The sequence below is a fragment of the Blautia sp. BCRC 81119 genome (assembly GCF_003184505.1).
GTDB lineage: Bacteria > Bacillota > Clostridia > Lachnospirales > Lachnospiraceae > Blautia_A > Blautia_A fusiformis.
Genome location: NZ_QJHD01000019.1, coordinates 65741 through 90187, shown reverse-complemented (window position 1 = coordinate 90187; position 24447 = coordinate 65741). Strand labels below are relative to the sequence as shown.

At 45.3% G+C, this 24447-nt stretch carries 19 protein-coding genes and 6 tRNA genes; 18 read left to right on the top strand and 7 right to left on the bottom strand.

The features are described from left to right. Positions 1–81 precede the first annotated feature (81 nt). A tRNA-Trp gene (locus DMI82_RS12200) sits at positions 82–152 on the bottom strand. Between the two features lie 127 nt (positions 153–279). Beyond that, a tRNA-Ser gene (locus DMI82_RS12195) sits at positions 280–367 on the bottom strand. 156 nt (positions 368–523) lie between these two features. Between DMI82_RS12195 and epsC the strand changes: the two genes are divergently transcribed. From epsC to DMI82_RS12170, 5 genes are all read left to right on the top strand, one after another. After that, positions 524–1444, top strand: coding sequence for a serine O-acetyltransferase EpsC (gene epsC / locus DMI82_RS12190; RefSeq protein WP_022426729.1), 921 nt, complete (start codon positions 524–526; stop codon positions 1442–1444). 125 nt (positions 1445–1569) lie between these two features. Beyond that, positions 1570–1640: transfer RNA gene (locus DMI82_RS12185), tRNA-Gly, on the top strand. A gap of 3 nt (positions 1641–1643) precedes the next feature. Then, a tRNA-Gly gene (locus DMI82_RS12180) sits at positions 1644–1716 on the top strand. Positions 1717–1751: 35 nt separating this feature from the next. After that, positions 1752–1822 (top strand) — tRNA-Gly (locus DMI82_RS12175). A 3-nt stretch (positions 1823–1825) separates the two neighbouring features. Further along, positions 1826–1898 (top strand) — tRNA-Gly (locus tag DMI82_RS12170). A 105-nt stretch (positions 1899–2003) separates the two neighbouring features. On the opposite strand, the gene DMI82_RS12165 is transcribed toward DMI82_RS12170, so the two are convergent. Together DMI82_RS12165 and DMI82_RS12160 are read right to left on the bottom strand one after the other, a co-directional pair. Continuing rightward, positions 2004–2219: a DUF378 domain-containing protein gene (locus DMI82_RS12165; protein WP_015524323.1), complete on the bottom strand. Its 216-nt coding sequence runs from the start codon at positions 2217–2219 to the stop codon at positions 2004–2006. A gap of 211 nt (positions 2220–2430) precedes the next feature. Then, positions 2431–3594: a DUF5067 domain-containing protein gene (locus tag DMI82_RS12160; RefSeq protein ID WP_227574214.1), complete on the bottom strand. Its 1164-nt coding sequence runs from the start codon at positions 3592–3594 to the stop codon at positions 2431–2433. A gap of 240 nt (positions 3595–3834) precedes the next feature. Between DMI82_RS12160 and DMI82_RS12155 the strand changes: the two genes are divergently transcribed. The 3 genes from DMI82_RS12155 (at position 3835) to DMI82_RS12145 (ending at position 6881) form a co-directional block, all read left to right on the top strand. Continuing rightward, positions 3835–4773, top strand: coding sequence for an alpha/beta fold hydrolase (locus DMI82_RS12155; RefSeq protein ID WP_110103467.1), 939 nt, complete (start codon positions 3835–3837; stop codon positions 4771–4773). Positions 4774–4870: 97 nt separating this feature from the next. Beyond that, positions 4871–6415, top strand: coding sequence for a 4-alpha-glucanotransferase (gene malQ, locus DMI82_RS12150; RefSeq protein ID WP_110103455.1), 1545 nt, complete (start codon positions 4871–4873; stop codon positions 6413–6415). Positions 6416–6452: 37 nt separating this feature from the next. After that, positions 6453–6881 (top strand): hypothetical protein, encoded by a 429-nt coding sequence (locus DMI82_RS12145; RefSeq protein ID WP_092071388.1) that lies wholly within the window; start codon positions 6453–6455, stop codon positions 6879–6881. A gap of 129 nt (positions 6882–7010) precedes the next feature. On the opposite strand, the gene DMI82_RS12140 is transcribed toward DMI82_RS12145, so the two are convergent. Continuing rightward, a complete protein-coding gene (locus DMI82_RS12140; protein ID WP_059085423.1) occupies positions 7011–7541 on the bottom strand; it encodes a VanZ family protein in 531 nt (176 codons plus the stop codon). A 225-nt stretch (positions 7542–7766) separates the two neighbouring features. Between DMI82_RS12140 and thyA the strand changes: the two genes are divergently transcribed. Then, positions 7767–8615, top strand: coding sequence for a thymidylate synthase (gene thyA, locus DMI82_RS12135; RefSeq protein ID WP_059085424.1), 849 nt, complete (start codon positions 7767–7769; stop codon positions 8613–8615). A 27-nt stretch (positions 8616–8642) separates the two neighbouring features. Next, positions 8643–9137: a dihydrofolate reductase gene (locus tag DMI82_RS12130; protein ID WP_015524334.1), complete on the top strand. Its 495-nt coding sequence runs from the start codon at positions 8643–8645 to the stop codon at positions 9135–9137. 147 nt (positions 9138–9284) lie between these two features. Here DMI82_RS12130 and DMI82_RS12125 read toward each other — a convergent pair whose 3' ends face one another. Next, complete coding sequence (locus DMI82_RS12125; RefSeq protein ID WP_059085425.1) at positions 9285–10310, bottom strand: branched-chain amino acid aminotransferase; 1026 nt, start codon at positions 10308–10310, stop codon at positions 9285–9287. Positions 10311–10459: 149 nt separating this feature from the next. Between DMI82_RS12125 and DMI82_RS12120 the strand changes: the two genes are divergently transcribed. From DMI82_RS12120 to DMI82_RS12095, 6 genes are all read left to right on the top strand, one after another. After that, entirely contained in the window at positions 10460–11695 is a 1236-nt protein-coding gene (locus tag DMI82_RS12120) for a 5-bromo-4-chloroindolyl phosphate hydrolysis family protein (protein ID WP_110103454.1), read from the top strand. A gap of 71 nt (positions 11696–11766) precedes the next feature. Continuing rightward, positions 11767–12915: a toxic anion resistance protein gene (locus DMI82_RS12115; protein ID WP_059085427.1), complete on the top strand. Its 1149-nt coding sequence runs from the start codon at positions 11767–11769 to the stop codon at positions 12913–12915. Between the two features lie 84 nt (positions 12916–12999). Beyond that, positions 13000–14064, top strand: coding sequence for a flavodoxin-dependent (E)-4-hydroxy-3-methylbut-2-enyl-diphosphate synthase (ispG, locus tag DMI82_RS12110; protein WP_021651821.1), 1065 nt, complete (start codon positions 13000–13002; stop codon positions 14062–14064). Next, positions 14064–18557 (top strand): PolC-type DNA polymerase III, encoded by a 4494-nt coding sequence (locus DMI82_RS12105; RefSeq protein WP_021651820.1) that lies wholly within the window; start codon positions 14064–14066, stop codon positions 18555–18557. Before ispG ends, DMI82_RS12105 begins: the two co-directional genes overlap by 1 nt. A 98-nt stretch (positions 18558–18655) precedes the next feature. Further along, complete coding sequence (locus DMI82_RS12100) at positions 18656–20614, top strand: fructose-1,6-bisphosphatase (protein WP_110103453.1); 1959 nt, start codon at positions 18656–18658, stop codon at positions 20612–20614. A 60-nt stretch (positions 20615–20674) separates the two neighbouring features. Beyond that, complete coding sequence (locus DMI82_RS12095) at positions 20675–21433, top strand: hypothetical protein (protein WP_110103452.1); 759 nt, start codon at positions 20675–20677, stop codon at positions 21431–21433. 106 nt (positions 21434–21539) lie between these two features. On the opposite strand, the gene DMI82_RS12090 is transcribed toward DMI82_RS12095, so the two are convergent. Then, the gene (locus tag DMI82_RS12090) at positions 21540–21755 is read right to left on the bottom strand and encodes a helix-turn-helix domain-containing protein (protein WP_015524345.1); all 216 of its coding nucleotides are present in this window, start codon (positions 21753–21755) and stop codon (positions 21540–21542) included. 184 nt (positions 21756–21939) lie between these two features. On the opposite strand from DMI82_RS12090, the gene DMI82_RS12085 reads away from it, so the two are divergent. Further along, on the top strand, positions 21940–23511 hold the full coding sequence (locus DMI82_RS12085) for a YifB family Mg chelatase-like AAA ATPase (RefSeq protein WP_242981834.1): 1572 nt from the start codon (positions 21940–21942) through the stop codon (positions 23509–23511). Positions 23512–23536: 25 nt separating this feature from the next. After that, positions 23537–24424, top strand: a complete 888-nt coding sequence (gene dprA, locus DMI82_RS12080) for a DNA-processing protein DprA (RefSeq protein WP_110103465.1) — start codon at positions 23537–23539, stop codon at positions 24422–24424. Positions 24425–24447 lie beyond the last annotated feature (23 nt).

The window sequence follows — 24447 nt, the reverse complement described above, 5'->3', positions numbered from 1 at the left end:
CAGGCCGGGCGATCACTTTTTCTGCCATACAATAAAAAACGCTGAAAATCCTTAATTAAGGTTTTTCAGCGATTCTAATAGCAGGGGATGAGAGAATCGAACTCCCACCAAAGGTTTTGGAGACCCCTATCATACCATTTGACCAATCCCCTATATTAAATTGTGTTTTCATCACTGTTGCAATTATACATATAAAATATACAATTGTCAAGAGATGAGAGTGCTTTTTGTATAATAAAATATAAATAAAATTCTTCCTGTCATAAATCGGCAGAAAAGCGGAGATGGAGGGATTTGAACCCTCGCGCCGGTTGCCCGACCTACCGCATTTCGAGTGCGGACCCTTCAGCCACTTGGGTACATCTCCGGATGCAAACCTTTATTATTATATAAGGTATCCGGAGAAAGGTCAATCTTTTTTAAAACTTTTCTTTTTTGTATTATTGACGAATCTTCCAGACTATAATATGATAATGAGATAAAGTGTACAGACAGAAGTGGATGTGCAGAAATGGAGGGAATTATGAGCGATAAGAAATCAGCGATTCTCAGAGCGGCGAAGGGTCTTACTGAGAATTATGCTTCAGAAGAACTTTTTATGCCGAAGAGCGGCAGACGTCTGCCGAACCGTTCGGTGATCATTGATATAGTAAGAGATCTGAAATCTATTGTATTTCCGGGATATTTCAGTACGGATACCAGTGCTACCGTATTTCCGGAGTATTATGTGGGACACAGACTGAATGATCTTTATGACAGATTGAAGAATCAGATCGAGATCGCACTTCTTTATCACGGAGAGGAACCGGAAGAAGCAGCAGCTCATGCAGACAGAACTGCATGTGGATTTTTTGAGCAGCTTCCTGAGATCCAGAGACTGCTTCTGACAGATGTACAGGCTGGTTTTGATGGTGACCCCGCAGCCAAGAGCAAGGAAGAGATCATTTTTTCATATCCGGGATTATTTGCTATCTACGTGTATCGTCTGGCACATGTTCTTTATAAAGAAGAGATCCCATTTATCCCGCGCGTGATGTCGGAATATGCTCATGGCCGTACAGGAATCGATATCAACCCGGGAGCGACCATCGGAGAGTATTTCTTTATCGATCATGGTACCGGTGTGGTTGTAGGTGAGACTACAGAAATCGGAAATAATGTAAAACTGTATCAGGGAGTGACACTGGGAGCGCTTTCCACAAGAAAGGGACAGCAGCTTGCCAATGTAAAACGTCATCCGACGATCCGTGATAATGTAACGATCTATTCTAATTCCACAGTGCTCGGTGGTGAGACGGTTGTAGGAGAGAATACGATTATAGGTGGTAATACCTTTATCACAGAATCCATTCCTGCAAATACCAAGGTCAGTGCAAAAAGTCCGGAGCTTGTGATCAAGAAACCGAAGGCCCAGGTTTCTGCCACAAATGTATGGGAGTATTGATAAAAAATCCAATAAATAAAAAAAATAAAAAATTTCAAAAAACCTGTTGACAAATAAAACAGCATGCTATATACTAATCATCGTTGCAGCGGTCAAGCGATCGGTAATCACCGAAGCGACGATGCGCGGGTGTAGTTCAATGGTAGAACACCAGCCTTCCAAGCTGGATACGTGGGTTCGATTCCCATCACCCGCTTATGCGATAGTGGCGTAGTTGGTAACGCGCGACCTTGCCAAGGTCGAGACCGCGGGTTCGAGCCCCGTCTATCGCTCTCATCGAAGGATGAAGATTTATAATTTCATAACTGCGGGTGTAGTTCAATGGTAGAACACCAGCCTTCCAAGCTGGATACGTGGGTTCGATTCCCATCACCCGCTTGTGCGATAGTGGCGTAGTTGGTAACGCGCGACCTTGCCAAGGTCGAGACCGCGGGTTCGAGCCCCGTCTATCGCTCTTCGGAACTCTGAGGATGATCAGAGTTCTTTTTTGTTGCGAAAAAATCCTCTGCTTTATTTTTATGCAGCAGAGGATTTTTCGCGTTATGTGTTACTGCGTAGCTTATTCAGTTGTTTCACCCTGATCGATCAGAGTATAGAAGGTCAGAAGATAAAGCCCGCATAAGCCTACAAGTCCGTAGATGATCCGGGAGAGCCAGCTCATGCTTCCGAACAGGAATGCTACCAGATTAAAATTAAAGAAGCCGATCAGACCCCAGTTTATGGCACCGACCACAGCAATGGTCAGGGTGAAGTACTGCAGACATTTATTTGACATAAGTCACCATCCTTTCGTTATACAGGAAATAGTTTTTCATGGAATCGAAAAAATATACACAGGAATGAGAAAAAGAAAAACGGAAATTTCTGCCAGCCATGAAAAAATCATGAAGGAGAAATTTCCGTTTTCCTTTCATATGCAAGATAAAATGTAAATTTCCGGTTTATCGAATTTGGATCGTAAATATCCGCCAGGCGATTCCGATATCTTACTTCAGCTTCAGAATCTGAGAGGTTGTCTGTCCGCCGCTTACATTCAGAGTTTCTTTGCCCTGAAGCGTTACATCATTGGTAGTATCCTTCAGAAGAAATACCTGGCATACAGTGACGGTTTTTCCGGGATCAATGGTGCTCATGTAGTTATCTACAGCATCATCGCTGGCTTCCGGATAAGTTCCTTCCAGAACTTCTCCGTTCTGGGAAGCCTGCAGGGTGAAGTCTACAAATGCACTGGACTGGGAATCGCCGGAGTTTGTATAGTCGTAGTAGATCATCAGACAGGGATTTCCGCCGTAGTCCTTGGAAATCGCAAACTGTTTGAAACGGACGGAGAATTTGTCAGTTGTAATATCAATGGATGCACTTGTACCCTCAGCAGAGGCCGTGCTGCCTGGGGTGGAAGAATCCTCTGCAGCGGCAGAACTGCTATCTGTGCTGTCATCCGTAAGCTGGGATGATATTTCGTCTTTTACGCTTTTGAAGTTTGCGCACATAACCTTGACTGTGGTGTCATCCAGAGAAACGATCTTCCAGTCGCTGCCGATTTTGATCAGAGGATAGGTAATATCGATCTCACTGTATTTCTCATCAGCTGTGGAAGCATTTTCGGCAAGAAGTGCAGCGAGCATTTCCTGGATATCATCCTGTGTCATTTCCTTTCCGGCATAGGCTGCGACAGCAACCTTACGGGTGTATTCCTGAATAGTTGCTGCATAGATATTGGTTCCGTCAATATATTTCATGTGAACCGTTATCCTGGCAGTTCCGTTCTGGATGTCAAATTTGTTTTTGGTGATCTTGTAGGTCATTTTTTTGTTGACGGTAGTGAAGAAATCTGTGTAAGCAGAATCACGGATATCTGCATCATCCAGAGCACTGAGATCATGACTCTGGAGAAGGTTCTCCATTGTGGTAAAATCCATGTTCTGCATGCCTGTGAGAAATTCTTCTGTGGCTTCTACCGGTTTATGGCGCTGCATCATATACCAGGCGGTTCCGCCGGCTGCGGCAGCGATCAGAAGGATGATCAGACAGATCACAAGAGGCTTTTTGCTTTTTTTCTTTCTGTGGGGAGTGTCGTCTTCAAAATCATTGGAGATCAATGATCTGGAGAGCTCATCGTCATAAAAATCATTATTGTCTTCTGTATTCATTATTCCTCCTTACAATAAGTCATTCTGGTTTTCGGGTGGGTGGGTCAGAGGATATCTGTTTGCATTTGCGGGCAAACAGCATCACCCTATGTTACCGTAACGATTATATCATAGGTTTACTGTTTGAGAAACCCCCTGTGTTATGATATACTGGAAGACACAGAAAAAGTGGTTGAGTACAGGTGACAAAGCGGAATGCGAATGCCCGCTTTATGCAGCAGAAAAGGTGAGGTGAAATATATGTTACGGACAATTCAGTATTCATTTCCTTCAAAAGCAGACGGATTGGAAATTTCCTGCCTGGCAGTAGTGCCGGAGTTGGAACGTAATGAGAAATACCGTGGGATTATACAGATCGTTCACGGAATGAGTGAGTACAAGGAACGCTACATTCCTTTTATGGAATATATGGCAGAGCGAAAATATATAAGTGTGATCCATGATCACCGTGGCCATGGGAAAAGCGTACGCAGTAAAGAGGATCTTGGATATATGTACGGTGGTGGGGCGGATGCCATGCTGCAGGATATCCATACGGTGAACTGCTTGATCAAGGATCATTTCCCAGGTATTCCGCTGATCCTTTTCGGACACAGCATGGGCTCTCTGGCAGTTCGTGCCTATGCAGCGCATCATGACAGCTGTATGGATATGCTGATCGTCTGCGGCTCACCCAGCTATAATGCATTTCGGCCGGTCGGAGTAGCTCTGGCAAAGGCGGGAAAGACTGTTTTCGGGCCTAAACACAGTGCGGGTCTGATCGAGATGATGTCTTTTGGAAGCTATGCAATGCACTTTAAAAAAGAAAAAAACCGTTTTTCCTGGATCTGCTCTGATCCGCAGGTTGTGCAGGATTATTCGGATTCAGAATACTGTGGATTTACCTTTACGGATGATGCATATCTGGCACTTTTTGACCTGATGAAAAGAGCCTATGATGTGAAGCACTGGAAGTGTACAAAGCCGGAAATGCCGGTGCTGTTTATTAGTGGGGCGGAGGATCCCTGCATGGGAAATGTGAGACAGTTTGCGAAGTCTGTCCGTGCCATGCGTTGTGCAGGATACCGGGATGTCCGGGGAAAATTATATCCGGGAATGCGCCACGAGATCCTGAATGAGAAAGACAGGGAAAAGGTTTATCATGATATATTTACATATATCTGCAAAAAAGGACTTTGAACGCTCTGTGACAGAGTGATATAATAAAAATCTGAGTGCTCCTGCAGACATCTGTGAGAGGGCGCAACTACTGAGAAAACAGGAGGATTCGTAAATTATGAGAGCAAGTGGGATTTTACTTCCAGTGTCCAGTCTGCCATCGAAATATGGGATCGGATGCTTTTCTGAGGAAGCATATGAGTTTGTAGACCAGCTGGCAAGAGCAGGACAGAAATACTGGCAGATTCTTCCTCTCGGACCTACCGGATATGGAGATTCACCATACCAGTCTTTTTCTACCTTTGCGGGAAATCCGTATTTTATTGATCTGGAGGCTTTTGTAAAAGAGGGATATCTGGATAAAAGTGATTGCGAGGACTGTGACTGGGGTACAAACGAGAGCTATGTGGATTATGAGAAGATTTATAATTCCAGATTTCGGCTTTTGAGAAAAGCCTTTGAAAATTATGACTGTGAGACAGATCAGGAGTACCGGAAGTTTGTAAAAGAAAATGCTGCCTGGCTGGAAGATTACAGCCTGTATATGGCAATCAAGGACAGCCTGAATGGGATCAGCTGGATCGAATGGCCTACGGAACTCAAAAACAGAGAAAAAGCTGCATTGGCTGAAAAAAGGGAGAAGTTTGCAAAAGAAGTGGGATTTTACTGTTTTCAGCAGTTCTGCTTTTTTAAACAGTGGACAGCATTGAAAGCTTATGCAAATGCTAAGGGAGTGGAGATGATCGGAGACATCCCGATCTACGTTGCGTTTGACAGTGCGGATGCCTGGGCACAGCCGGAATTGTTCCAGTTTGATAAGGAAAATATTCCGATCGGCGTTGCCGGATGCCCGCCGGATGCTTTTTCCGCCACAGGGCAGCTCTGGGGAAATCCGCTTTATGACTGGGAATATCACAAGAAAACAGGCTATGCATGGTGGACACGCCGAATGGCAAATTGTATGAAGCTTTATGATGTGGTAAGGATCGACCATTTCAGAGGCTTTGATGAGTATTATTCCATTCCGTACGGAGATAAAACTGCGGAGTTCGGTCACTGGGAAAAGGGACCGGGAATGGATCTGTTCCGTGCGCTTGAAAAGAATCTTGGAAAGCTGGATGTGATCGCAGAGGATCTTGGTCTCCTTACAGACAGTGTGATCGAGATGGTGGAAGAATCCGGATTCCCGGGAATGAAGGTATTGCAGTTTGCTTTTGACGAGAATGAGGACAGTCCGTATCTGACGCATAGATATGAAAGGAATTGCATTGTTTACACAGGTACTCATGACAATGAGACAACAAGAGGATGGTTCCGCAATCTGAGCCAGCATGACCGAAATTTTGCCAGGGCCTATATTGGCTGTGAGGGCAAGCATGAGACTGCGGCAGTGTGGAGCATGATACGTGCGGCGATGTCCAGTGTTGCAGATCGCTGCGTGATCCCGGTACAGGATTATCTCTGCCTTGGAAATGAGGCAAGGATCAATGAACCGTCAACTCTTGGTGACAACTGGAAGTGGCGTATGAAAAAAGGCCAGCTCAATGAAACAATTATTCAGAAGATTTATAAAATGACAAAGCTTTATGGAAGACTTGTAAAAGAAGAAACGGAAGAGAAGGAAAAAACAGAAGCTGACAGGGAAAAGATATCTGACAAATAGAGAAATATAAGGATATCAGAAAGGACAGAAATACATCATGGAAGAACAGAAAAGAGAAAATAAGGAAGAGCTGCAGCAGGAAACTGCTGAGGAAAAGAATTCCGGACAGGGAAATTCTTCCACAAGAAGCAGTCTTCTGTGGATCTTTGCAGGCGGTTATCTTGTGTATACAGGATATCGTCTCTGTGCCAGTGTCATAAGCGGAGCAGAAGACTCCGGTGTGGTATTTCTGGCAGCGGGAGGTATTTTTGTTGTGATCGGAGCAGTGCTTCTGATCATGGCGATCCGTAATCTTGCAAAGGCTGGCGCACAGAAACATGAGCTGGAAGAAGCTGCTGCGAAAAAAGCGGCAGAGGAAGCTTCTCAAAATCCGGAAACCGTGGCAAAGAAAAAAATGTCAATTGCGGAGCGGGCGCATCTTGCGGAAAATCTGGATGACGCACCGGAGGAGAAAGACGAAAAATAAAACTGGATGCAGGTGAGAGTAAAATGCCTGCTGAGATATGACGATTAGTAATAGCAAAAACGGAACATCATAAGGCAAAAAAATCCTTATGTATGTTCCGTTTTTTAGATCAGGCAGATCGCAAAACAGTTATCTGCGTCTTTGTGCGTTTCTGCGCTTTTTTCGAGATTTTTTTCTGCCGGGGGTATGTAAGGTAGACCAGCAGAATGCCTGTACCAGCAAAATTCCGATCATTGCTCCGCAGCTGTCGATCCCTACATCCCTTACGGAAGGTCCGCGGGCCTCTACAAAAGACTGGTGGTATTCATCCAGTCCGGCAAATCCTACACATACAAATCCGGCAAGGAGCATCAGCCAGATTCCCCGAACTCCGTATACATAGATGGGGAAGGAAATAGATATGGCCAACAGGCAGTATTCTGTCATGTGAGCAGCCTTACGGACATAAAATTCGATACCGGCAGCTTCCTGGGAAAGCTGTTCCAGGCTTTTGCCGGAAGCTAATATTTCGTTTTTGGTTTCTACGATCTGGTAGCTGATCTTGTAGCTCAGGGCACCGGAAACATCTCCGGTCTGTGCGGAAAAAGAGTAGATCACGCACATCATCAGGATCGCAGGTGCAAAAGAAAAAGGTTTTAATAATGTAATCAGTATTTTCATGGCTCTTAATATAGCACTCCCGCATGGAAAAGTCCAGAAAAATACAGAAAAAGAACAGGGAAAAGGAAAAACAGGGAGAGAAGGTTAAATGGGATAGGAGGTTAAAGGGGAAGTGGACAGTAAGGACTGAAATGTGTTAGAATATAAAATAAATTTCAGGGGCATTTTTAAGAAAAAAAGCAGCCCGGGATCGAATAGAAGAAAATTACAGGAGGAAATCAACAAATGAGTCTTGCAGATAATATATTCATTGACATGTGCAAAGATGTCATAGAAAACGGAACCAGCACAGAAGGTGAGAAGGTACGTCCTGTGTGGGAGGATGGAACTCCGGCTTATACCATCAAGAGATTTGGTGTTGTGAACCGTTATGATCTCCGGAAGGAGTTTCCGGCACTGACTTTAAGAAAAACAGCGTTAAAGAGTGCAATGGATGAGATTCTATGGATCTGGCAGCAGAAATCTAATAATATCCATGATCTTCACAGCCACATCTGGGACAGCTGGGCAGATGAGAACGGTTCCATCGGAAAAGCCTACGGCTATCAGTTAGGTGTGAAGCATCAGTATAAAGAGGGAATGATGGATCAGGTAGACAGAGTTCTTTTTGATCTTAAGAACAATCCGTACAGCAGAAGGATCATGACCAATATTTATGTACATCAGGATCTCCACGAGATGAATCTTTACCCATGTGCCTATTCCATGACTTTCAATGTAACCAAGGAACCCGGAAAAGACAAGCTGGTCCTTAATGCGGTGCTGAACCAGAGATCTCAGGATATCCTGGCTGCAAACAACTGGAATGTGTGTCAGTATTCTCTTCTTCTCATGATGATCGCACAGGTCTGCGATATGGAAGCCGGAGAGCTTGTTCATGTGATCGCAGACTGCCATATTTATGATCGTCATATTCCGGTAATTAAAGAACTGATCTCCAGAAAACCGTATCCTGCACCGACAGTAAAACTGAATCCGGAGATAAAGGATTTTTATAAATTCACCACCGATGATCTGATCGTGGAGAATTATGAGACATGGCCACAGATCAAAAATATTCCCATTGCAGTATAATTGCATAAAGAAAGAAAGGAAGAAAGAATGAATATTATTGTTGCAGCAGATAAAAACTGGGGAATCGGAAGAAATAATGAACTTCTGGTAAGTATTCCGGCAGATATGAAGATGTTCCGTGAGGAAACTACAGGAAAAGTGGTTGTTATGGGAAGAAAAACACTGGAGTCTTTTCCAAACGGACTTCCTCTGAAAAACAGAACCAACATTGTGATCACCGGCAACCGGGATTATCAGGTAAAAGGTGCGGTGATCGTTCACAGCATCGAGGAAGCACTGAAGGAAGTGGAGAAATATCCGGCAGAGGATGTGTACTGTATCGGCGGAGACAGTATTTACAAACAGATGCTCCCGTACTGTGATACAGCTCATGTGACAAAAATCGATTTTGCATATGAAGCGGATGCGTATTTTCCAAACCTGGATGAGGACCCGGACTGGGAGATCACAGCGGAGAGTGAAGAACAGACATACTTTGATCTGGAATATGCGTTTGTGAAATATGAGAGAAAAGATAGATAATGTGAGCACAGATCATAAAGCAGAATGAGACTGCCCGCTTTGTACAGAAAAACAATGAAGAAATAATAAAAAAACAGACCACCGAAAAAAATACGGCGGTCTGTTTTTTGGTGCTTAATGTTATGTATAATGACGAAAATCCGGTAATTACTCGATTACGTGGATCCATCCCTTCGGTGCTTCGATGCGTCCCATCTGGATACCGGTCAGTGTGTCGTACAGCTTCTGGATGACCGGACCCATCTTCTCCATTCCGCTTGGGAAGCAGATTTCTTTGCCGTGATCATTGATCTTTCCGACAGGAGAGATAACTGCAGCAGTACCGCAAAGACCACACTCTGCAAAATCTTTAACCTCATCGAAGTAGACCTCACGCTCTTCAGCTTCCAGTCCAAGGTACTCCTTTGCAACGTAGATCAGAGAACGACGTGTGATGGAAGGAAGGATGCTGTCAGACTTCGGTGTTACAACCTTGCCGTCTTTAGTAACGAAGATGAAGTTTGCTCCGCCTGTCTCCTCAACTTTTGTACGAGTCTTGGGATCAAGGTACATGTTCTCATCAAAGCCCTGTTTGTGAGCATCTACGATAGCATGAAGGCTCATTGCGTAGTTCAGGCCAGCCTTGATGTTACCGGTTCCGCAAGGTGCGGCACGGTCATAGTCGCTGACACGGATCGTGATCGGTTTGGCGCCGCCTTTAAAGTACGGACCAACCGGTGTTGTAAGGATACGGAACTGATATTCGTCAGCCGGTTTAACACCGATCACGGCGTTGGAACCAAACATGTACGGGCGAAGATAAAGTGTTGCGCCGGAACCATATGGCGGAACCCATGCAGCATTTGCCTTAACAACCTGCTCAACAGCGTCGATAAATCTTTCCTTCGGGAATACCGGCATTTCAAGTCTTGCTGCAGATGCAGCCATACGCTCTGCGTTCAGGTCAGGACGGAAAGTAACGATATGTCCGTCTTCTGTTGTGTATGCCTTCAGACCCTCGAATACACTCTGAGAATACTGAAGCACACCAGCACACTCGTTGAGTACGATATTAGGGTCTGTGCTTAAAGTACCCTCATCCCATTTTCCATCTTTAAAATTAGACACGTATCTGTAGTCGGTTGGCATGTAAGCGAATCCGATGCTGGACCAGTCGATGTTCTTTTTTTCCATAACGATTCCTCCGTTTACAATTTTTACTTTTTACCATTGTAAAACTTTTACGTGATGACTTCAATAGTTTTTTGTTCCTTTTTTTCATTTGCTTGTAATTTTAATATGATTTCGATATAATAAAAAATATCTATGGACTGGAGGGAAAAATGGACAATCACGAATTTGAAGACCTTGGAAAAAAGATTCAGGATATTGTAGATAATGCAGTGAATTCAAACAGCTATCACGAATTAAGCCATACGATCAACCAGACAGTAAATAAGGCCATTGATTCCGGAAGCGAAGCGCTAAAAAATGCGCTGAATTCCGTGTTTGATCCGGGTGCTGATCCGGAATTCCGTAAGAAAAGCTATACATACCAGAGCCCTTATTACGGAAAAAACAGAAAAGCAAAGCAGCAGGCTGCAAGGAAACAGTCGGAACTGCTCTACGGAAAGACTACCGGTGAGAATCTCAAAGGCATGATGATGGCAGTTTCCGGTGGGATACTTTTAAGTGGCATGGGGCTTGGAGCCATGGTGCTTCTGATCTGGATGGGCATTGGACACAGCGGTGCACTTGCAGCAGGTGTGCTTGGAGTGATGTGTGCAGGCGCAGCAGGTGGCGGTGCTCTTTTGGGAGCAGGAACAAGCCGTCTCGGAAGACTGGGACGTTTCCAGAAATATATCCGTGCGCTGGGAGACCACACCTACTGTAATTTTCAGAAGCTTGCCCAGGCAGCAGGAAAGAACGAGAAATTTGTAAAAAAAGATATCAGCAGAATGATCCAGAAGGGCTGGTTTCTGGAAGGCCATGTGGATGAGCAGGGAACCTGTCTGATCACCAGTAATGAGACCTATCAGCAGTACCTGGAAACACAGAAGCAGCTGGAGCTTCGTAAACAGGAAGCAGATCCTAAGGTTCAGCTGGAGGAGAATATGAGTCCGGAAGCCCAGGAAGTCCTGAGAAAAGGAAATGAATTTCTGGTAAAGATCCGTGAGAGCAATGACGCCATTCCCGGGGAAGAAATTTCCGCAAAGATTTCCAGGATGGAAATGATCGTTCAGAAAATTTTTGAGCGTGCAGGAGAGCATCCGGAGGTGATTCCGGATCTTACGAAAATGATGGATTACTATCTGCCCATGACTGTGAAGCTTCTGGATGCTTATGAGGATATGGATGGACAGCCTGTACAGGGCGAGAATATCACGGCTTCCAAGAAAGAAATTGAAGAAACCATTGATACACTGAATATTGCTTTTGAGAAACTTCTGGATTCCATATTCCGGGATACCGCATGGGATGTATCCACCGATATTTCTGTGCTGCATACAGTTCTGGCACAGGAGGGACTGACAGAGGATGATTTCGAAAAAATGAAACAGAATGCGGAAATGAAATAAGTACAACGAGCAGATCAGAAGCTGGAATACAGACATCTGCCGGAAGGTACAGCTGATCAAGGAGAATGCTTATGGGAGAAGAATTTAAAGACTTTGAGGTAGAAGCACCGGTGCTGACTCTGGAACCGGATCTCACGGAAGAAAAAGAAGAAATTGCAAAAAAAGAACCGGAGAAACCCCAGGAGCCTGCAGTAGAGGAACCGGTGTTATCTCCCCAGGAACAGAAAATCGTAGAAGATTTTGCAGCAAAGATCGATATTGAAAATACAAACCAGATCCTGCAGTACGGAGCCGGCACTCAGAAGAAGATGGCAGATTTTTCTGATGCAGCGCTGGTAAATGTGAAGACACAGGATCTTGGGGAGGCAGGAGAGCTTCTTGCAAATGTGGTAGGAGAATTGAAGGATTTTGATGCCACAGAGGAAAAGGGATTTTTCGGCTTTTTCAAAAAACAGACAGCGAAGGTGGAAACTCTGAAAAACCGTTACACAAAGGCCGAGGGAAATGTGACGAAGATCACGGAAGCTCTGGAGCAGCACCAGATGCGTCTGATGAAAGATTCTGCCGTGCTGGATAAAATGTATGAGCAGAACCTTGCATACTTTAAAGAACTTTCCATGTACATTCTTGCAGGTAAAAAGAAGCTTAGGGAAGTCAGAGAAGGCAAGCTCAACGAATTGCATCAGAAGGCAGCGGCAAGCGGACTTCCGGAAGATGCACAGGCTGCCAATGATCTGGAAAGCAAATGTGACCGCTTTGAGAAAAAGCTTCATGATCTGGAGCTTACCAGAACCATTTCTATGCAGACTGCACCGCAGATCCGCATGATCCAGAACAATGATACGACGATGATCGAGAAGATACAGACAACCATTGTAAATACCATTCCTCTCTGGAAAAGCCAGATGGTGCTGGCTCTAGGAATTGCGCACTCCACAGAAGCCGCACAGGCACAACGGCAGGTTACGGATTTTACCAATGAACTTCTGAAGAAAAATGCGGAAACGCTTCACCTGGCATCTGTGGAAACTGCAAAGGAATCCCAGCGTGGTATTGTAGATATTGAAACTCTGAAAAAAACCAATCAGGAACTGATCCAGACACTGGATGATGTGATGAAGATCCAGCAGGAAGGCCGTGAAAAACGTCAGGCAGCAGAGGCAGATATGAGACGTATGGAAAACGAACTGAAAACAAAGCTGCTGGAGATCCGACGTTAGGAGTAAGAGTAAAAAGATAGTTCGGAAAGGAAAGGCAGGGCGTTTGAAGACACCTGCCTTTCAGGATTCATAAAGGAGATTTTTATGTACAGAGATCATACAAAAGTAATAAAAATTGGAAATCGTGTTATCGGAGGAGGAAATCCGATCCTTATCCAGTCCATGACCAATACGAAAACTGAAGATGTAGAAGCAACGGTTGCGCAGATCCTTTCACTGGAAAAAGCAGGCTGTGATATTATCCGCTGCGCAGTTCCTACTATGGAAGCTGCGAAGGCTTTATCCCAGATCAAAAAACAGATCCATATTCCGCTGGTTGCGGACATCCATTTTGATTATCGCCTTGCCATTGCAGCCATGGAGAACGGTGCGGACAAGATCCGTATCAATCCGGGAAATATCGGTTCCAAAGAGAGAATCCAGGCAGTTGTGGATACAGCAAAGGAACGGAATATCCCTATTCGTGTAGGAGTAAACAGCGGTTCCCTTGAAAAAGAACTGGTAGAAAAATATCACGGTGTTACAGCCGAAGGACTTGTGGAGAGTGCTCTTGATAAGGTGCACATCATTGAAGAGATGGGATATGACAATCTTGTGATCAGCATCAAATCTTCTGATGTTCTCATGTGCGCCAGAGCCCATGAACTGATCGCAGAAAAAACACAGTATCCTCTTCATGTGGGAATTACAGAAGCAGGAACTCTGTATTCGGGAAATATCAAATCAGCTATCGGACTTGGAATCATCCTGTATCAGGGAATCGGAGATACCATCCGTGTTTCTCTGACAGGCGCGCCGCTGGAAGAAGTGAAATCAGCCAAAAGGATCCTGAAAACGCTGGGACTTCGCAAAGGAGGCGTGGAGGTTGTTTCCTGTCCGACCTGCGGAAGAACAAAAATCGATCTGATCGGCCTTGCAAACCAGGTAGAGACCATGGTACAGGATATTCCTCTTGATATCAAGGTTGCGGTTATGGGCTGTGTGGTAAACGGACCGGGAGAGGCAAAGGAAGCAGATCTCGGAATTGCAGGAGGCGATGGTGTTGGTCTTCTGATCCGGCATGGAGAGGTTGTAAAAAAAGTACCGGAAACGGATCTTCTGGATACACTTCGTCAGGAACTTCTTACCTGGAATGAGCAGGAGTCATAATGGAGAAAGATTTTTTTGATGTATTTCCGCATCTTAAAGTGAAGAAAGAGCTGGAAGAACTTCTGGACATGGTATTTGTGACAAAGGTTTCCATGAACCCCGGAAGAACTCATCTGAGGGTTTATATCGAAAGCAGCCGCTGGATACACAAGAAGAATATTTTTGCGCTGGAGGATGAGATCGAACGGCAGTGCTTTCCGGGGATTCCCATGACTGTAACAGTTGTGGAAAAATTTCATCTTTCCGAGCAGTATACACCGGAGAACTTTCTGGAAAGCTACCGTTCCAGTATGGAGATGGAGCTGCGCAACTATAACATGCTGGAGTACAATCTGTTCCGTAGATCAAAAATCATTTTTACAGGAAAAGATACCTTGCGTATGGAGCTTCCGGATACGGTTATTTCCAGACAGAAAAGCGAAATACTTGTTGAATATTTTCATAAGGTTTTCTGTGAACGCTGCGGTATGGATCTGAAAGTGGAACTGGATTTTGTGGAAGTGAAAGAGAGTAAATACCGGAAAAATGCTGCACTTCAGATCAAACAGGAAGTGGAAAATGTCCTGAAGCATGCCAAACTCAGCGGGGATCAGGAAAGCGAACCGAAGCAGGAGGATACAGCCAGGGAAGAGACAAAGAAAACCTCTGGAGATAAGAGCGGCGAAAAGACAAACGAGAAGAAATCCGTTGACAAAAAACAGCAGAAGGTTCAGAAGGGGGATTTCCGCGGCAGCTTCGGATTCCGCAGGGACAGCAATCCGGATGTGGTTTACGGCAGAGATTTTGATGGAGAAACGATTCCGCTGGAGAGCATTACCGGTGAGATGGGTGAGGTTATCATCCGATGTCAGGTTATGGATGTGGAAGCTCGTGAGATCCGAAATGAGAAAACGATCCTGATCTTCCCTGTGACCGATTTTACGGACAGTATTGTTGTGAAGATGTTTCTGCGTAACGAGCAGGTTCCGGAAGTGACGGAAAGTGTAAAAAAAGGCGCATTCCTGAAGCTGAAGGGAGTTACCACCATTGACCGTTTTGACAGTGAGCTTACTATTGGAAATATTACAGGTATCAAGAAAATCGCCAATTTTACCAGCACAAGAATGGATACCAGTCCTCAGAAGCGTGTGGAGCTTCACTGTCACACCAAGATGAGCGATATGGATGGTGTCAGCGATGCAAAGGCATTGGTAAAACGTGCCTATGAGTGGGGACATAAGGCTATCGCTATCACGGATCATGGCGTGGTGCAGTCCTTCCCGGAGGCAAATCACTGCTTTGATGCCTGGGGCGGTTGTGTTCCAAAGGAGTCTGATTTTAAGGTGCTCTATGGAATGGAAGCGTATCTGGTAGACGATCTGAAGGGTATGGTCACCAATTCCAAAGGGCAGCGTCTGGATGGAGATTTTGTTGTTTTTGATATTGAGACTACGGGATTCTCAGCACTAACCTGCAGGATCATTGAGATTGGCGCGGTAAAAGTGGAAAAAGGACAGATCACAGATCGTTTTTCCACCTTTGTAAACCCGGAAGTGCCCATTCCGTTCCGTATTGAGCAGCTGACAAGCATCAATGATTCCATGGTCCTGGATGCACCTGTGATAGAGGAAGTACTGCCGAAATTCCTGGAATTCTGTGAGGGCTGCGTGATGGTGGCCCATAATGCGGACTTTGATATGAGCTTTATTATTGAAAACTGTAAACGGCAGGGGATTTCGGATGATTTTACTTATGTGGATACCGTTGGTATGGCTAGATTCCTTCTTCCTGCCCTGAACCGTTTTAAACTGGATACGGTAGCCAAGGCAGTAGGTGTTTCTCTTGATCATCACCACAGAGCTGTGGATGATGCGGCATGTACCGCAGAGATTTTTGTGCGGTTTGTAAAGATGCTGGAAGAAAGAGATATTTTTGATGTGGATGAGATGAACAGGCAGGGTGCGGTTTCACCGGATACCATCCGAAAGCTGCCCACATACCATGCTATTGTTTTTGCAAGAAATGAGACCGGAAGGATCAATCTGTACAAGCTGGTAAGCCAGTCCCATTTAAAGTACTATCACAGAAGACCAAGGGTTCCCAAAAGCGTGCTGGAAAAATACAGGGAAGGCCTTCTGGTGGGAAGTGCCTGCGAGGCAGGAGAGCTTTATCAGGCACTTCTTCGCAATGCACCGGATCAGGAGATCGCCAGACTGGTAAATTTTTATGACTATCTGGAAATCCAGCCTCTTGGGAACAATGCGTTTATGCTTGCGGATGAAAAGCACGATATGATCAATTCTGAGGAAGACTTAAAAGAGATAAACCGGAAGATCGTAAAACTTGGAGAACAGTTCAAAAAACCGGTGGTTGCCACCTGTGATGTGCATTTTATGGATCCTCAGGACGAGGTTTACCGACGGATCATCATGGCAGGAAACGGATTTTCTGATGCAGATAACCAGGCCCCGCTTTATCTTCGTACAACGGAGGAAATGCTGGAGGAATTTTCCTATCTGGGAAGTGAAAAGGCGGAAGAGGTGGTGATCACCAATACCAATAAGATCGCGGATATGATCGAGAAGATATCACCGATCCATCCGGATAAATTTCCACCGGTCATTGAGAACTCCGAGCAGGATCTTAAGAATATCTGTTTCACGAAGGCCCACGAAATGTACGGAGATCCGTTGCCGAAGATCGTGGAGGACCGTCTGGACAGGGAGCTGAATTCTATTATCTCCAATGGTTATGCGGTAATGTATATCATTGCACAGAAGCTTGTGTGGAAGTCCAATGAGGACGGCTATCTGGTTGGATCCCGTGGTTCTGTAGGTTCTTCTCTGGCAGCGACCATGTCCGGTATCACGGAGGTAAACCCTCTGCCGCCTCATTATCTCTGTCCGAATCCGGACTGTAAATACAGTGATTTTGATTCCCCTGAGGTGAAAAAATACGCGGGTATGGCAGGATGTGATATGCCGGATAAGATCTGCCCGAAATGCGGTGCCAGGATGAACAAGGAAGGCTTTGATATTCCTTTTGAGACATTCCTTGGTTTTAAAGGTGATAAGGAGCCGGATATCGACCTGAACTTTTCCGGTGAATATCAGGCCAATGCCCATCGGTATACAGAGGTTATCTTCGGAAAAGGGCAGACCTTTAAGGCGGGAACCATTGGTACCCTTGCGGAAAAAACCGCATTTGGTTATGTGAAGAACTATTATGAGGAACGGGGGCAGCACAAGCGTTACTGTGAGATCAACCGTATCGTGAAGGGCTGTACCGGTGTCCGCCGTACCACTGGCCAGCATCCGGGAGGTATCATCGTACTGCCTATGGGTGAGGAGATTGAGAAATTTACACCTGTGCAGCACCCGGCCAATGATGTGAACAGTGATATCATCACCACACATTTTGATTACCATTCCATTGACGGAAATCTTCTGAAACTTGATATACTTGGACACGATGATCCGACCATGATCCGTATGCTGGAGGATCTGACCGGCATCAGTGCAAGAACAGTTCCGCTGGACCAGAGAGATGTCATGTCCCTGTTTGCGGGAACGCAGGCTCTGGGGATCAGCCCGGAGGATATCGGCGGCTGCAGGCTGGGATGCCTCGGGATCCCGGAGTTTGGTACAGACTTTGCCATGCAGATGTTGATCGATACCAAGCCGAAATATTTTTCCGACCTGGTACGTATTGCTGGACTTTCCCACGGCACGGATGTATGGCTTGGAAATGCCCAGGTATTGATCCAGAATGGTACAGCTACCATTTCTACAGCAATCTGTACGCGAGATGATATTATGATCTATCTCATCGGAAAAGGAGTGGAAAGTGGTCTGGCGTTTACCATCATGGAGAGTGTCCGTAAGGGAAAGGGTCTTCGTGAGGAATGGATCCAGACTATGAAAGAGCATGATGTTCCGGACTGGTATATCTGGTCCTGTAAGCTGATCAAGTACATGTTCCCGAAAGCCCATGCGGCAGCCTATGTTATGATGGCGTATCGTATCGCCTGGTATAAAGTGTTTCATCCACTGGCTTATTATGCAGCATTTTTCAGTATCCGTGCCACATCCTTTTCCTATGAACTGATGTGCATGGGAAAAGAACGTCTGGAATATTATATGGCGGAGATCCGGAAAAAAGGTGATGAGGCATCCAAGAAGGAACAGGATACACTGAAGGATATGAGGATCGTACAGGAAATGTACGCCAGAGGTTTTGATTTTGTGCCGATCGATCTTTATAAGGCAAAGGCACACCGGTTCCAGATCATCGGAGATAAACTGATGCCTGCTCTGGATACCATAGAGGGTCTTGGAGATAAGGCAGCAGAGGCAGTTGTGGATGCTGCCGCAAAAGGCAGATTCCTTTCCAAGGATGATTTCCGTGATCGTACCAAGGTCAGCAAGACCGTTATCGATCTGATGGATGATATGGATCTTTTCGGAGATATCCCGCAGTCCAATCAGATGTCACTGTTTGATTTTACGGGTTGATATATGATACCGGAAGGGCTTACAATAAATAAAAAATACTGCCGTTTATCCTGAAGGCTGATCTGGCAGTGAGAACTCCCAGGAGGATACCAGATACTATGAAAAAAGAAGAATTAAGATACCTGCAGCGACTTGCGGAGCTGTATCCTACTATAGCAAAGGCTTCAACAGAGATCATCAATCTGCAGTCTATATTAAACCTTCCGAAAGGTACCGAGCATTTCATGTCGGACATTCATGGAGAATACGATGCGTTTTCCCATGTTCTTCGGAATGGATCAGGGGCTGTACGAAAAAAGATCGATGATGTATTCGGACATACCTTAAGCAACAGCGACAAACGTTCTCTTGCCACACTGATCTATTATCCGAAGGAAAAGATGGAGGTTGTAAAAAAACAGGAAGAAGACATGGAGAACTGGTACAAGATCACACTTTATCGTCTGATCGAAGTATGCAAGACAACGGCATCCAAATATACCCGTTCCAAGGTCCGTAAGGCACTTCCTGCAGACTATGCATATGTGATCGAGGAGCTGATCACAGAGAAAGCGGAAGTTCTGGACAAAGAAGCATATTACGATGCCATCGTCAATACGATCATTGAGATCGGCCGGGCAGAGAATTTTATCATTGCCCTGGCAGAACTGATCCAGCGTCTTGTTGTGGATCATCTTCATGTGCTGGGAGATATTTATGACAGAGGTCCGGGCCCGCATTTCATCATGGATCGTTTGATGAAATATCATTCGCTGGATATCCAGTGGGGAAATCATGATGTGGTCTGGATGGGAGCTGCTACAGGACAGAAAGCCTGCATTGCAACGGTGATCCGGAACAGTATCCGTTACCGAAATATGGATATTCTTGAGGATGGATATGGGATCAATCTCATGCCTCTGGCAACCTTTGCAATGGAGGCTTATAAGGATGATCCATGTACTGCTTTTGAGATGAAGGGAGATGCCAATAACTATAGTATTCTGGAAGAAGAGCTTGGACGGAAAATGCACAAGGCTATTGCCATTATCCAGTTTAAGCTGGAGGGTCAGCTGATCCGCCGGCACAAAGAATTCCATATGGAAAAGCGTTGTTTGCTTCATAGGATCGATCCGAAAAAGGGAATGATCACACTTCCGGACGGAAAAGAATATCAGCTGACCGATACATATTTTCCTACTATTGACTGGAAAAAGCCATATGAACTTACCACAGAGGAAAAGGATGTAATGGAACGCTTGGATTCCGCGTTCCGAAACTGCGAGAAACTGCAGAATCATGTCCGGCTTCTTCTGGACAAGGGAGGCCTTTATAAAACTTATAATGGAAATCTTCTGTTCCATGGAAGTATTCCGCTTAATGAGGATGGAAGTCTGAAAGAAGTCCAGATTTATGGAAAAACCTACAAAGGAAAAGAATTGTACGATGTTCTTGAGACTTATGTGCGCCGGGCGTTTTTCTCTGTAAATGAGGATGAAAAGCGTAAAGGCAGGGATATTATGTGGTATATCTGGGCAGCTCCGAATTCACCGCTGTTCGGAAAAGACAAAATGACCACCTTTGAACGTTATTTTATTAAAGATAAGGAAACACATAAAGAAACTAAAAATGCCTACTATCATCTTCTGGAAAATGAGAATGTTGTAGATGATCTGCTCCGTGAATTTGAACTGGATCCGGAAAAAGGTCACATCATCAACGGGCATGTGCCGGTTCACCAGAGTGAGGGAGAGAGTCCTGTAAAATGCAATGGCAAAGTTCTTGTGATCGACGGCGGTTTTTCCAGACCATATCAGAAGGTTACGGGGATTGCCGGCTATACACTGGTTTATAACTCCTACGGGCTGATCCTGTCTGCTCATGAGCCTTTTACTTCTGCGGAAGAAGCGGTAGCCCAGGAGCAGGATATTGTTTCCAACAGGGTAGCAGTTCACTACAATAACAAACGTACTCTGGTCGGTGATACCGATACCGGAACTGCTCTGAAGGAAAGGATCAGTGAGCTGATCCAGCTTCTGGAAGCTTACAGAAAAGGTATCATCAAAGAGAAAAAATAAGCAGAATTGAGAAATACAAGAAGCGTTTCCTGTATGCTATAGTAAACAGAGGTGATGCAGATGAGAAAAAACAAAAAAAGAAAAAAACGGCTGAGAGCGGTTCTGGTCCTGTTGATCATCCTGTTTATTCTGGCAGGACTTGGAGGGATGCTGTATGTTTCCCACAGGGATAAGGTGGAAAAAGAACAACGAAGAGAGGCCGCATTGGCTGCATTGGACAGTATTCCGGAGGTGACAGCAACTCCGGCAGCAACAGCAACACCGGTTCCGACAGCGACACCGACACCGTCATTGACACCGGTCCCGACAATCCTTCCGGCATTTGAACCGGAAAATTATCAGGGGATCTGGTACAGCGAAGACGGGCTGACAACGATCGATATTTATGATATCAGTCTGAAATCTGTTTCCTTTACCTATAAGAGAGTGAATGGAAAAGATCCTTCCATGACCGCAGAAGCAGATGTGACTGCAGAGGTAGCAGGAAATGCCACACAGTTCCGTTTTAAGGATTCCGAAGGGAATAAGGCAAAAGGAGAGTTTGTTTTCGATAAAAGTGGTGAGCTTTATGTGAAGGTAAAAACATATGAACGGGGAGATGGATCTCTGACCTATCCGAAAACAGAGTCTATTATGACCCGGCAGGAGTCATCCCTGGAAGTATCCGAAAATTCCGAAGAAGATGCTTCCTATAATGAAAGCAACGAAAATTCCTATGAACAGGAATCCTACAGCGAGAGCAGTGAAGATTCTTCTGATGAGAATACAGAAGAATATGAGATTCCCTACGGAGAAGAAGAAACCTATTATACGGAATGATCAAAAAAAAATAAAACACGGTAAAATAAAGAATCCCCGGATTTTGGCAATCAGGGAATCCCGATACAGGAATTCCCGAAACTGTTCCACATTTCCGGGGATCTCTTTATTTGATCATTTTTTTGCGGTCTGTGCGGCCGACGAGATAATCGATGCTGGTGTCGTAATAATTTGCCAGCCGGATAAGCATTTCGATAGGAATATTACGGGATCCCGTTTCATAATGGGAATAAGAACGCTGACTGATATGAAGAATCTCACTTAATTCTCTCTGGGACAGATCCGCGTCTGTACGTAAATCCTGAATACGCTGAAATTTCATTGTGCTCACCTCTTCTTTCTATTGAAAGTATAAAACAGAACGAAATGCACCCTTGCAAAAGAGAGCAAAATGGACTATACTAAATTTATTATCTTCTAAAATTCAGAAAATGTCTATCTGAAAATTCCCTTGTTTTTAACCAATGCGGATTTCGAATATCCGACTGACCTGAAAAGACGAAAAGATGGAAGATCGGGATCCGTTTTTTTCGCAGAAAGGAATGTATTTGTTTGCGAGTGTTTTATCAGCAGCGATCTACGGAATGGAAGTACGTGAGATCCAGGTTGAGGCAGATGTCAGTGATGGTCTGCCTTCTTTTGCTATGGTAGGATTTCCCTCTGCCCAGGTGAGAGAGGCCCAGGAAAGAGTCCGGACTGCATTTAAGAACAACCGGCTTTGTCTGCCACCAAAAAAAGTAACTGTAAATTTTGCACCTGCCGATATGAAAAAGGAAGGAGCCGGTTTTGATCTGCCTGTGGCGGCTGCAGTACTTGCGGCTGCCGGAATTCTGGAACCGGATCTTCTGGAAGGAGTTATGATCGTAGGAGAGATCAGTCTGAATGGAGAGATCCATGGGGTTGCCGGAGTTTTGCCTCGGGTGATCCGCGCAAGAGAGCTGGGCTTACGCTTTTGCGTTATTCCGGAGGAAAATATCCGGGAGGGGAATCTGGTGAAGGATATGCCGGTGTTTGGAGTAAAAAGTCTGAATGACATGATCCGGTGTCTGAGAGACCCAATCACTTATACAGCTGCGTATCAGGAAAAAGAAAAAATAGAAAACAAACCGGAAATACCAAAGGTTGATTTTGCGGACATCTGCGGGCAGGAAGGAGCCAGGCGGGCGGCAGAGATCGCAGTGAGCGGTTTTCATAATATTCTTTTTATCGGACCGCCAGGATCCGGAAAGACCATGCTGGCAAGACGTCTGCCTACCATTATGCCGGAGATGACATTTGAGGAAAGCCTGGAGATCACCAAGGTATACAGTGTGGCAGGACTTCTCACGGAAAAAGATCCGCTGATCCGGCAGAGGCCTTTTCGAAGTCCGCATCATACCAGTTCCCCTCAGGCTTTGGCAGGTGGCGGCAGGATACCGGGGCCGGGGGAGATCACTCTTGCACACAGAGGTGTTCTTTTTCTGGATGAGATGCCGGAATTTTCCAGAAAAAGCCTGGAGATCCTGCGTCAGCCGCTGGAAGATAAGGAGATCCATCTGTCCAGAGCTGCCGGAACCTATGTTTTTCCGGCCAGTTTTATGCTGGCGGCAGCGATGAATCCCTGTCCCTGCGGATTTTACCCGGATATGAACAGATGTCGCTGTACATCAGGGGAGATCACGCATTATCTTGGAAAGATCAGCCAGCCTCTCCTGGAGCGTATTGATATCTGCACGGAAGTTCCGGCAGTGAGTTTTTCAAAAATGAAAAAGAAAATTGCAGGGGAATCCTCTGCTCAAATAAGAAAGAGGGTGGAAGCAGTACAGGAGATCCAGAGAGAACGTTACAAAAAGGAAAAATTTTGCTTCAATGGGGAGCTTGACGGAAGAAAACTGGAAAAATACTGTGTAATGACGGGAGGGGCAGACAAACTTCTGGAGCAGGCATATGAGCAGTTTCAATTCAGTACCAGAGCATATCATAAGATCCTGAAAACGGCCAGGACCATCGCGGATATGGAATCTTCCGAAAAGATAAAGGAAGAACATATCTGCGAGGCGTTGGCTTACCGGGCATATGATAAGAAATACTGGTCATAAAACAGAAAAAAGGAAGGTATTTTATATGGAAGAAATACAGCAAACAAGGATCCGGTGTGCCCGGAAGGACAGTAGTGTTTATCCGGCAAGACTTAAGGAACTTCCCGGTATGCCAAAACAATTATATTACATTGGAAGCTTTCCGGATGATGCCAAACCTACAGCGGCGATCGTGGGAGCAAGGCTGTGCAGTCCTTACGGACGGATACAGGCCTTTAATTACGGAAAATTCTTAAGCGAACATGGGGTACAGGTGATCAGCGGTATGGCGGCCGGCATTGATGCTGAGGGCCACAAGGGTGCTCTGGAAGGTGGTACCCCGACCTTTGCCGTGCTGGGAAATGGTGTGGACATCTGTTATCCTTCATCCAGCAGAGGTATTTACCGGAGGATCCCCGAAAAAAACGGAGGGATTATCAGCGAATATGAACCAGGTACCAAAGGCAGGGCATATTATTTTCCGGCAAGGAACCGGATCATCAGCGGACTGGCAGATCTGGTGCTTGTGGTGGAAGCAAAAGAAAAGAGCGGATCACTGATCACAGCTGCCTGTGCACTGGAACAGGGGAAGATGGTATACGCCATTCCAGGAGCGGTAAATGATGCGCTGAGCAGAGGCTGTCACAAGCTGATCTACGACGGAGCAGGAATTGCATACTCTCCGGAAATACTTCTGGATGAGTGGGGATTATCTGTGAAAAAAAAGACAAATTTGTCTGAAAAAAGCAAGTTGGGACTTGCAACGGATTTGGATTTGGTGTATAGTTGTCTCGATTTACGACCAAAAAATCTGGATCATATTATCAGAAAAACCGGTTTTTCACCGGGAAAAACAGCCGGGATCCTGGGACAGCTTATTTTGATGGGGCTTGTGAAGGAAACCGGGAGACAGTATTATATCAGACTTGAATAAATGCTTTTTTGCCCGGAGATTTA